The sequence below is a fragment of the Peterkaempfera griseoplana genome (assembly GCF_001418575.1).
Classification (GTDB): Bacteria; Actinomycetota; Actinomycetes; order Streptomycetales; family Streptomycetaceae; genus Peterkaempfera; species Peterkaempfera griseoplana.
On sequence record NZ_LIQR01000349.1, the window covers coordinates 1 to 9,607 of the forward strand.

The 9,607-nt window shown below is 74.4% G+C and carries 9 protein-coding genes and 1 pseudogene; 6 read left to right on the forward strand and 4 right to left on the reverse strand.

Annotation, left to right across the window (positions count from 1 at the left end):
• Positions 1-468, reverse strand: a pseudogene (locus AOK09_RS24840) (hypothetical protein); the annotation flags it as partial.
• A gap of 291 nt (positions 469-759) precedes the next feature.
• Between AOK09_RS24840 and AOK09_RS24845 the strand changes: the two are divergent.
• From AOK09_RS24845 to AOK09_RS24865, 5 genes are all read left to right on the forward strand, one after another.
• Positions 760-1,782 carry a helix-turn-helix domain-containing protein gene (locus AOK09_RS24845; RefSeq protein ID WP_055589469.1) on the forward strand — a complete coding sequence of 341 codons (1,023 nt, stop codon included), beginning with the start codon at positions 760-762 and terminating at the stop codon, positions 1,780-1,782.
• A 60-nt stretch (positions 1,783-1,842) separates the two neighbouring features.
• Positions 1,843-2,376 (forward strand): hypothetical protein, encoded by a 534-nt coding sequence (locus AOK09_RS24850; protein ID WP_157876024.1) that lies wholly within the window; start codon positions 1,843-1,845, stop codon positions 2,374-2,376.
• A 112-nt stretch (positions 2,377-2,488) separates the two neighbouring features.
• Positions 2,489-3,178, forward strand: coding sequence for a DUF3105 domain-containing protein (locus AOK09_RS24855; protein WP_055589471.1), 690 nt, complete (start codon positions 2,489-2,491; stop codon positions 3,176-3,178).
• 68 nt (positions 3,179-3,246) lie between these two features.
• On the forward strand, positions 3,247-3,888 hold the full coding sequence (locus tag AOK09_RS24860; RefSeq protein ID WP_055589476.1) for a DUF305 domain-containing protein: 642 nt from the start codon (positions 3,247-3,249) through the stop codon (positions 3,886-3,888).
• Positions 3,889-4,082: 194 nt separating this feature from the next.
• The gene (locus tag AOK09_RS24865) at positions 4,083-4,631 is read left to right on the forward strand and encodes a MarR family winged helix-turn-helix transcriptional regulator (protein ID WP_055589472.1); all 549 of its coding nucleotides are present in this window, start codon (positions 4,083-4,085) and stop codon (positions 4,629-4,631) included.
• Between the two features lie 191 nt (positions 4,632-4,822).
• Here the strand turns inward: AOK09_RS24865 and AOK09_RS24870 are convergent, their stop codons facing one another.
• A complete protein-coding gene (locus AOK09_RS24870) occupies positions 4,823-5,593 on the reverse strand; it encodes a DUF4230 domain-containing protein (RefSeq protein WP_079063397.1) in 771 nt (256 codons plus the stop codon).
• Between the two features lie 199 nt (positions 5,594-5,792).
• Here AOK09_RS24870 and AOK09_RS24875 point away from each other — a divergent pair, with 199 nt between their 5' ends.
• Positions 5,793-6,851, forward strand: coding sequence for a LacI family DNA-binding transcriptional regulator (locus tag AOK09_RS24875; RefSeq protein WP_055589473.1), 1,059 nt, complete (start codon positions 5,793-5,795; stop codon positions 6,849-6,851).
• A gap of 12 nt (positions 6,852-6,863) precedes the next feature.
• Here the strand turns inward: AOK09_RS24875 and AOK09_RS24880 are convergent, their stop codons facing one another.
• Both AOK09_RS24880 and AOK09_RS24885 read right to left on the reverse strand, forming a co-directional pair.
• Positions 6,864-8,228, reverse strand: coding sequence for a glycosyltransferase (locus AOK09_RS24880; protein ID WP_055589474.1), 1,365 nt, complete (start codon positions 8,226-8,228; stop codon positions 6,864-6,866).
• On the reverse strand, positions 8,225-9,607 hold a 1,383-nt coding region (locus AOK09_RS24885; RefSeq protein WP_217698478.1), incomplete at its 5' end, for an MFS transporter. The genes AOK09_RS24880 and AOK09_RS24885, both read right to left, overlap by 4 nt.

Here is a 9,607-nt window from a genome sequence, read left to right on the forward strand (position 1 = left end):
CGCCCATGGCCGCCGCATCGGTGCCCTCGCCCCGACCCGAGGCGCCGGAACCGGGCCGGCCGAGGGCACCGATGCGGCGGCCATGGGCGGTACGGCGGGCCGGGCGGCCACCGGGGCCGCGGGCCCTCGGGAGGCCGCGCTCAGGGAACCGCCGTGGTCGGCGTGGACGACCTCACGCGCCGAGTCGAACCAGTCGTCCACCGAGACCTCCCTCTCCGGGGGCAGTCCCGCCACCGGCACGGCTTCGGGTTCGGACCCGGCCTCCGCGCCGTCCGCGGCCGCGCCCGCCGCTCCGGCTCCCGGCTCCTCGGCGAACACCCCCTGCACCTCGTCGAACCACTCGTCGACCGAGCCCGCCCCGGCCCCGGCCAGCGGGGTGTCGGGGACGGTGTCCCGCGGTCCCTGGTAGACGGCGTGCCACCAGCCGTCCTCGGCGTCGTCCCGGGGCGTGGTGCCCTGGCTGCTCATCGTCGCTCTCCTCTGCCGGTCCTCGGGCGAGCGGTCACTTGACTGCGGCCATCCGTCGGCCATTGTCCACAAGCCGGGCGGGCTTCGCCGGAAGAAGTACGGGATCGAGACACCTCCGGCAGTTTGTCCGACCCGCCGCACGGGGCGGCACTGGCAGAAATCGCACGTGATCGAACATGATGGCCGACGGCGACCGGGTTTCATTGCCGCGGTCGCTGCGGCACCGAGCGTTCCCGCAGTCGGCGGGGGACGGTGGGCGGCGCCGCCGGCCGTGGACAAGGGGTAAGTCGAGTGCTCGGATTCGTCGGATTGGACGACCACGAGGAGATCGCCTACCGCGCCCTGGTCGGGGTGGGCGCCGCCGCCGCACCGGAGCTGGCGCGGCGGCTGGGCGCCGCCGAGGACGACATCGCGGTGGCCCTGCGGCGCCTGGAGCGGCGCGGGCTGGCCGCGCCCTCCCCCGGCCGGCCGGACCGCTATGTGGCGGCGCCGCCCGCGGTGGCCCTGGGGGCGCTGCTCTCCCAGCGCCGCCATGAGCTGGACCAGGCCGAGCTTGCGGTGTCGGCGCTGGCCCGGGAGTACCGGGTGGGTGCCGCGGACATGGCGGCGCACGACCTGATGGAGGTGGTCACCGGCACCGAGGGGGTGCGGCACCGCTTCGAGCAGTTGCAGCTCGGCGCGCGCCGCGAGGTGCTGGGGATGGTCACCGCCCAGCCGATGGTGGTGGCGGGCGTGGACAACGCGGCCGAGGAGCGCTCCGTGGAGCGCGGGGTGGCGTACCGGATCCTGGTGGAGCGCAGCATGCTCGACCGTCCCGGCGGGCTGCTGGAGCTGTCCGCCGCCCTGGGCCGCGAGGAGCAGGTCCGCATGGTGGAGTCGGTGCCGACCAAGCTGGTGGTGGCGGACCGGTCGGTGGCGCTGATACCGCTGACGACCGGGTCGGCCTCCGCGGAGCCGGCCGCGCTGGTGGTGCACGCCAGCGGGCTGCTGGAGGCGCTGGTGAGCCTCTTCGAGTCGGTCTGGCAGCAGGGCAGTCCGCTGCGACTGTCCCACGCGGGGGTGGAGGAGGAGGCCCCGGAGGCGCCGGACGACACCGACCTGCTGATCGTCTCGCTGCTGCTGGCCGGTCTGACCGACAACAGCGTCGCCAAGCAGCTGGAACTGGGGTTGCGCACGGTGCAGCGGCGGGTCAAGCGGCTGATGGACCTGGCGTCCGTCTCCACCCGGATGCAACTGGGCTGGTACGCCTGCGAGAAAGGCTGGGTGCGGCGGCAGCCCCTGGAGGGACAGGACGGCCCAGTCCGCGGCGGCTGACGCCGCAAGGATGCCGACCGGCCCAGCCCAATCACCCGTTCGGCTGATTAATATGGGCGCATGACCGCACCCGCTCACGGAGATCGCCCGGCCTGGCAGGCCCTGCGGCCGCTCCGTCCAGTGCGGGTGCTCTGGTCCGGGCTGCTGGTGGCGCTGGTCTGCCTGCTGCCCTGCACCGGCTCCGCGTACGCGGCGGACGCCGGCGGCCTCCGCGCCGCCGCCCCCGTGGCGGCCGCGGCCGGGGCGCCTGCCCGGCAGGGTCCGGCCGCGGCGCATTCCGAGGGGGCGGCCCCGTCCGGACGGTCCGGTCACGGCCGCCCGGCGGACACCCGGCAGACCGGCGGGAGCGCGGACAGCGGCACCGCGGCGCTCTGCTACGCCTATGCGACCGGCGGCTGGCCCGGCAGCGGCTGCTCCGGCGGCCAGCACTGCCTGCAGGACGCGGTACTGCCGAACGCGCCGCCGCAGCCGATGATCACCACCCCGTACGCCGCGGTGGTGCTGCACCCCGGGCCGGTCACCGAGGCGCGGGGCCCGCTGCCCGGCGTCGACCGGTCTCCCGACCTTCACCTGCTCCAGGTCCTGCGGACCTAAGCGGAACCCACCCCTGACGCGTGCGCTGCCGCGTCCGGGTCGGCACGGCGTCCCCTCGGGGCCCGTGCCTCTTGCCGAGATCTCTTCCGTGCACACAGAGAAGGACACACCCATGGGTTCCGCCAAGCAGAGCACCGCCGCGCGCCGAGCGCGCATCGAGCAGCTGCGCCAGGAGGAGAAGCGCCGCGAGCGCCGCAACAAGGCCGTCGCCTTCACGGTCGCGGGCGTGGTCATCGCCGGCATGATCGGCGGCGGCGCCTTCATCGTGATCAACGCCAACAACAAGAACGACGCCAAGAAGGCCAAGGCCACCGCGTCCGCCTCCGCCCAGGCCTCGGCCAAGGCGCAGGCCGCCAAGGTCGACATAGCCGGGGTCAAGACCTGGAAGAACCTGACCTACAACCACGTCAACGGCAAGGTCGACTACCCGATGACCCCGCCGGTGGGCGGCAACCACAACCCGGTCTGGCTGGACTGCGAGGGCAAGGTCTACGACAAGCAGGTGCCCAACGAGAACGCGGTGCACTCGCTGGAGCACGGCGCCGTCTGGGTCACCTACAACAACAAGGCCACCGCGGCCGACATCAAGACGCTCTCCGACAAGGTCGCCGCGACCACGTACTCCTTCATGAGCCCCTACCCGAGCGAGCAGGGCACCATCACGCTCTCCGCCTGGGGCACCCAGCTGGTGGTGGACAGCGCCAAGGACCCGCGGGTGAACCAGTTCTTCCTCAAGTACGTCCAGGGACCGCAGACCCGTGAGCCCGGGGCGTCCTGCGCCGACGCCGGGGCGATGCAGTGACCCGCGCCGAGGGGCAGGCGATGGAGGACGGCACCGGGGCGGCGCCGGCGCCCGCCCGGCGGCGGGGCATGTGGTGGCCCGCCGTGGTGGCGGGGTTCGCCGCGCTCTGCGTGGGTGCCCTGGCGCTGGTGATCGGCACCTCCGGGGGCTCCCCGGCGGTCGCGGGCGACCGGGCCTCGGCTGCCGCGGCCCCGGCGGACGGATCCCCCGAGGCGGGCTTCGCCCGGGACATGTCCGTCCATCACCAGCAGGCGGTGAACATGTCGTTCATCGTCCGTGACCGCACCCAGGACCCGGAGGTGCGGCTGCTGGCGTTCGACATCATCAACACCCAGGCCAACCAGCGCGGCATGATGTCGGGCTGGCTCGACCAGTGGGGTCTGGCCCAGACGTCCACCGCCAAGCCCATGGCCTGGATGGGCATGGGGGACGACTACCAGGCGCACGACGGGTCGCTGATGCCGGGCATGGCGACCAACGCCCAGCTCGACCAGCTGCGCAAGGCGAGCGGCAAGGCGGCCGAGGTGCTCTATCTGCAGCTGATGATCGAGCACCACAAGGGCGGTGTGCACATGGCGCAGGGCTATGTCGCGATGAGCCACAACGCGGTCGAGAAGCGGCTGGCGCAGACGATGGTGGCCGGGCAGACCTCGGAGATCAAGCTGATGACGGACATGCTCAAGGCCCGCGGGGCCAAGCCCCTGGGCTGACCCGCTGCCGGGTTCCGCCGCGAGGGGCGGGGCGCCGCCGGCCTGGTGCCGGGGTGCCCCGCCCCTCGTCGTGCGGTGCGGCGCGGGCCGCCGCGCCACCCCGCACGCCGTACGGCCCGACCGTACGGCGGCCCGCAGGGGGAGGCACCCACCGGGCGGCGGAACCGCAGGCCCGCGGCGCTACGCTGAGCGCCATGCCGCACCTCTCGCCTCAGCCCCACGACCCCTCCGGACACCGCCCCGCGGCCGGCCCCGGCGCACCGGAGGCGGCCGGCACGGCGGAGCGGGCGCAGCGTCTGACGGATGTGGTCACCCGGCTGCGCCGGGCGCTGCGCAGCTCCATCCGCACCGACTACCCCTGGGAGTCGCTGCCGATGGCCCAGGTGGAGCTGTTGCAGACGCTCGCCGCCGCCCCGCTGCGGGTGGGTGAGCTGGCGGCGCGGCAGCGGCTGGCGCCCAACACGGTGAGCGGGCTGGTCGGCAAGCTGCTGGAGGCGGGGTTCGTGGACCGCCAGGCCGATCCAGGGGATCGCCGCACCGCGCGGATCGCCCTCACCGAGGCGGGCCACCGGCAACTGACGGACTGGCAGCGCGCCCATGAGCGGCGGATGGCCGCCGCCCTGTCGTCGCTCTCCCCCGCCGACCGGGACCTGGTGCTGCAGGCACTGCCCGGGCTGGAACGCCTGGCCGAGGCACTGGGCGACCCGGGCGAGGACCCGGCCGGACGCGACGCACACGGCTGACGTTTCATCAGAACGCCTGCCGCCCGGGGTGACCGGGCGGCGCGGCCCGCCTTGTCCGCTGACCGCGTCGCCGGCCCGACGGCCGGTGGCCCGGGTCCCTGGACCCGGGCCACCGCCGCCGTACGGCACCGCCCCTGCCGCTCCCGGCGCCCGCGGTGCCGAACCGCCTCGCCGGACCGGCGGGGACCGGCCTACTGGAAGCGCACCTCCACGCTGTCGAAGCCCAGCGAGCGCAGCAGCCCCTGCAGCATGCTGCGGGTGTTCTGCTCGGCGCGGGCGTTGAGGTCGCTGTCCTTGGCCGCGGCCTGGATCTTCTGCGCGGCCAGCACATTGAGCTCGTGGTCGTCTCCGGGGTTGGACCCGAAGAAGTCCCCGAACCGGTCCAGGATGCCCCGCTCCTTGGTGAAGACGTAGGACCGCTTGGGGTCGAGCGCCGTCTGGGCGAGCTGCGCGTGCGGCAGGGTGAGGACCGCGCGGCGCCGGTCGTCGGAGACGATGACGCCGTTCTTGGCGACCTTGCCCAGGTCCACATAGGCGGCGACGCTGCCCGCTCCGACGTACAGGGTCCGGCTGCCGCGGACCGCCTCCGGAAGGAACTTGGCGTCCTTCTCCAGGTCCACGATGACCTGGAAGTTGCCGGTGGCGGCCTGATAGCGGCTCATGTCCTGGATGGACTTGAGCACGGCCGGTCCGCTGCGGTCCTTGGTCTCGGTGCCGAAGAGGTCCGGAAGGCCGGGCAGCCAGTCCAGCTTCGCCGCCGCCAGGAAGGCCGCCAGGATCACCGCCAGGGTGACCGGCAGCGCCACATACCACGGCACCCGGCGGCGGTCGCGGCCGCGCTCCCGCCGGTCGTCCGCCGCCCGCCCCTCCCGGATGCGCTCCTTGACAGCGGTACGTCCCGGCTTTCCGTCCGGCGTGTCACCGCTGTTGTTCTCTTCGCGTGCCTCTCGGTGGAGCGGCATGTCGAAGACACCTCCCGTCGCCCGCACTGGGGGCCTGATCCCCCATCGCGCTTATGCCCCCCGCCCAACAGGAACATGGCAGCGCGGCTCATACCGTAACGGAGCAGGGACGAATCCATGACAGAGAGCGCTCTCACACGCTCTCGCCACCGGCTAAGCTCTACGCCACAACCCTCGCATGCAGCGCTAGGAGTCCCAGGTGACCGACGAGTCCGCGCAACCGCAGCGCAACGGGACGCTCCGCCCGACCCTGGAGGCGGTGGCCGAGCTCGCCGGGGTCTCCCGGGCGACCGTCTCACGGGTGGTCAACGGCGGCACCGGGGTGCGGGCCACGCTGCGCGACAGGGTGCAGCGCGCCGTGGAGGAGCTGGGGTACGTCCCCAACCAGGCCGCCCGCACGCTGGTCACCCGCCGCAACGACGCGGTGGCGGTGGTCGTCGCCGAGCCGGAGAGCCGGGTCTTCTCCGACCCCTTCTTCGCCCAACAGCTGCGGGGAATCGGCAAGGAGCTCTCGGCCGCCGACTCGCAGCTGGTGCTGCTGCTGGTCGAGGACTCCGGCGACTACCAGCGGGTCGGCCGCTACCTGGCCGGCGGCCATGTCGACGGCGCACTGCTCTTCTCGCTCCACCAGGACGACCCGCTGCCCGCCATGGCCCACCGGGTCGGCCTGCCCACCGTGATCGGCGGACGCCCCTGGGCGGCCACCGACCGCGACCAGCTCTATGTCGACACCGACAACCGCGGCGGCGCCCGGCTTGCCGTGGGCCACCTGGCCGCACTGGGCAGGCGGTGCATCGCCACCATCACCGGCCCGCTGGACCAGACCTCGGCCGCCGACCGCCTCGACGGCTACCGGGACATCCTGCCCGACGGCGATCCCCAGCTGATCGCCGAGAGCGACTTCACCCAGGAGGGCGGCGGACGCGCGATGGCCGAACTGCTCGCCCGGCGCCCCGACCTCGACGCCGTCTTCGCCGCCTCCGACCTGATGGCCTCGGCCGCGCTGCGGGTGCTGCGCGAGCACGGCCGCCGGGTGCCGCAGGACGTGGCCGTGGTGGGCTTCGACGATCTGGAGTCGGTGGCGGCCTGGACCGACCCGCCGCTGACGACGGTGCGCCAGGACATCGAGGACATGGGGCGGCTGATGGCCCGTCTGCTGCTGCGGCGGCTCTCCCACGACGGCGGAGCGGACGCGGCACGCCACTCCCCCGCCTCGGTGATCACCCCGACCCGGCTGGTGGTCCGCGCCACCGCATGACCTCCGCAGCGGTCACGGGCGGTCGTACGGCAGGCTCATGAGAGCGCTCCCAGCCGTTCCTCCGCCCTCGGCTCCCGCCCTGACTCCCGGCCGCTGACCGGTCAGCAGGGCGAGCTGGCGCCCGACGGCGTGCGCCGCCAGATGGCGCTCCGCGACGGAGCGGCGGCCGGCCTCCCGCCAGCGGCTGCGCCCGGCGGCGTCGTCGAGCGACCACCGCACGGTCCCGGCCCATGCCGCGTCGCCCGCGCTGTACGGCGTCAGCAGGCCGTTGATCCCGTGGTCGATCTGGTCCGCGATCCCCCCGACCGCGGCGCCGACCACCACCGCCCGCTGCCACAGCGCCTCGGTCACCGTGAGCCCGAAACTCTCCCGCAGGCTGTTCTGCACCACGGTGGCGGCCCTTCGGCGCAGCACATTGAGCGCCAGGTCCTCGGCGGCGCGCGGCCCCGGACGGAACGACCAGATGTGGACGCGCCGCCGGACGCCCTCAGGGAGCGCCGCACGCTCGTCGGCCAGCCGGCGGCGGATCTCCGCGTTCGCCGGGTAGTTGGTGGGGACGATGTGCGGACCTGCCAGCACCAGTTCCAGCTCGCTGTCCTCCCGGGCCAGCAGGGCGAAGCCGCGCAGCACTCCGAGCTGTCCCTTGAGCGGGTCCCAGCGGGAGACCTGGAGCACGAACGGCGCGTCGGGCCGGGTGAGGCCGCCGGTGCCGATGTCGTCCACCGCGGCCTCGGCGCCGGGTGCGCACTGCTCGGGCACCGGGGCGGGCCGTCCGCCGGAGAGCGCCGCCCAGAGCGGATCGGCGACCTCGTCGGGGATGTCGCGGTTCTTCCACGAGTGCGGGTCGATCCCGGGCGGGGTGATCAGCAGCCGCTGGTCACCCCGCAGTTGCGGCCAGACGAACGCGCTGCTGGAGAAGACGATCGCATCCACCTTCTCCAGCAGCGGCAGCACCGTCTCCAGCGCCGACCGGTCCAGCCGTTCCGGTTGCTCGAAGCCGAGATGGCAGCGCCACAGCACCCGGCCGGGGCCGCCCGTCACGGCGGGCGCCAGGGCCAGCCCCATGGGGTCGTGCAGCACCACCGCGTCCGCCGTCCGGGCCGCCTCGGCCACCGCCGCTCCGTGGTCGGCGAGGTAGGCGGCCAGACCCGCGGCGGCGGTGTCGGCGGGGAACGGCGAGTCGGTCCGCCGCCCGTAGAGCGAGCCGTGCAGCAGGAAGGCCGCCTCCTTGGCCACCCCGCGGGGCTTGGCGACGTACCAGTCCGCCGTCCAGCCGGTGCCGGAGAGCGCGGCGGACTCGGCCCGGATGACCTCCGCCACGCCGCCCAGGGCGCTGTCGGTGCTGATGTGCAGGATGCGGCGGGGTTGCGCGTTCACAGCGCGGCCTCCTCGGTCCTCGGTACCAGTAGATGCGCGGGCAGCAGCCGTTCGCACCCGGTGAACCCCGCTCCGCCCAGCGCCACCACGGTCCCGAGGACGATCCACAGCGCCGGGCCGCCGTGCTGGAGCGCGGCGCCGACCAGCGCCGGGCCGCTGACGTTGGACACCGCCCAGGCCATCTGGAAGAGCGCGGAGTAGCGCCCCCGCAGCTCGGCGGGCGAGGCCACCAGCGCCAGCGCGGTGGCGCCGGGCCCGGCGGCCATCTCCCCCAGCGAGAAGAGGACCATTCCGGCCGAGGCGAGCGCCACGGCGGCGCCGCGGCCCACCGAGGCGGTCAGCCCGTAGAGGGCGAAGGACGTCAGGAACAGTGCGGTGCCCAGCAGGACCGCCCGGGTGCGGCGGAAGGGCCCGAGGGCGCGGGTGACGGCAGGCTGCAGGGTGACGATCATGACGGTGTTGATCGCATAGACGCAGGGGGCGATCCACTTGGGCAGGCCGAGGGTGTCCACCAGGTAGAGCGGCAGTACCACCGACGGCAGCAGCCAGGCGAAGGCCAGCGCCGCCTGGGAGCCGACCAGGGCCAGATAGGGGCGGTCGTGCAGCAGGGCGCGCCAGCGGTCGGGCCGGGACTGCCCCGCCGCGGTGTCCTCGGGGTCGGAGGGCGTACCGGGCGCGGCGTGCCGGGAGCCGGATGACGCGGACCCCGACGGCGCCGGGCCTGACGGGTCCGGCAGCCGGGCGAAGACCGCCGCGGCGAAGAGCGAGGTCGCCGCGTTGCCCAGCAGGACCATGCGCAGCGCCCCGGTGCTCCCCGCGGCCAGCGCGGCGGCGGCCACCAGTGCGCCGGCGCCCACCGCCGCGCTCTTGAGGGAGTTGGTGAGGGCGATCCACCGGTCGATGGCGCCCTCGTCCCCCTGCTGGATCAGGAAGACCGGCCAGGCCACCCAGTAGATCCGCTCGGCGCAGGAGAGCGCCAGCAGTCCGGCCGCCAGCGGAACCGGGTGGCGGGCGACCAGCAGGGTCAGATAGCCCGCGATGCAGAGCAGGTTGGTGGCGAGCAGCGCCCGCCGGGCCCCGGCCCGGTCGACCAGTGCCCCGGCCAGGGGCGATCCCAGCAGGGCGGCGAACGCGCTGCCGGACATCAGCAGGCCGATCTGCGCCAGCGGCAGCTCGGTGGTGAGCCGGAGGTAGAGGAAGGTCAGCGGGTAGAACGCCCCGCTGCCGAGGGTGTCCACCAGGACGGCGGCCACCATCATCCGGCGGCCCCTCAGCTGCGGGCGGCCGCCCCCGCGTCCGGCGGGCCGCGGCGGCGGGTCGCGGTCCGCCGCAGGCCCCGGCGGCAGCCGCCCCGGACCCGCCGCGTCCCGCTCCCCCAC

What these genes read in the sequence shown, in the direction of transcription:
- AOK09_RS24870 (WP_079063397.1), bottom strand. Translation starts at nt 5,593, where the DNA reads ATGCCGCTCCACCGAGAGGCACGCGAAGAGAACAACAGCGGTGACACG.
- AOK09_RS24865 (WP_055589472.1), top strand. Translation starts at nt 4,083, where the DNA reads ATGCCGCACCTCTCGCCTCAGCCCCACGACCCCTCCGGACACCGCCCC.
- AOK09_RS24860 (WP_055589476.1), top strand. Translation starts at nt 3,247, where the DNA reads ATGTGGTGGCCCGCCGTGGTGGCGGGGTTCGCCGCGCTCTGCGTGGGT.
- AOK09_RS24855 (WP_055589471.1), top strand. Translation starts at nt 2,489, where the DNA reads ATGGGTTCCGCCAAGCAGAGCACCGCCGCGCGCCGAGCGCGCATCGAG.
- AOK09_RS24850 (WP_157876024.1), top strand. Translation starts at nt 1,843, where the DNA reads ATGACCGCACCCGCTCACGGAGATCGCCCGGCCTGGCAGGCCCTGCGG.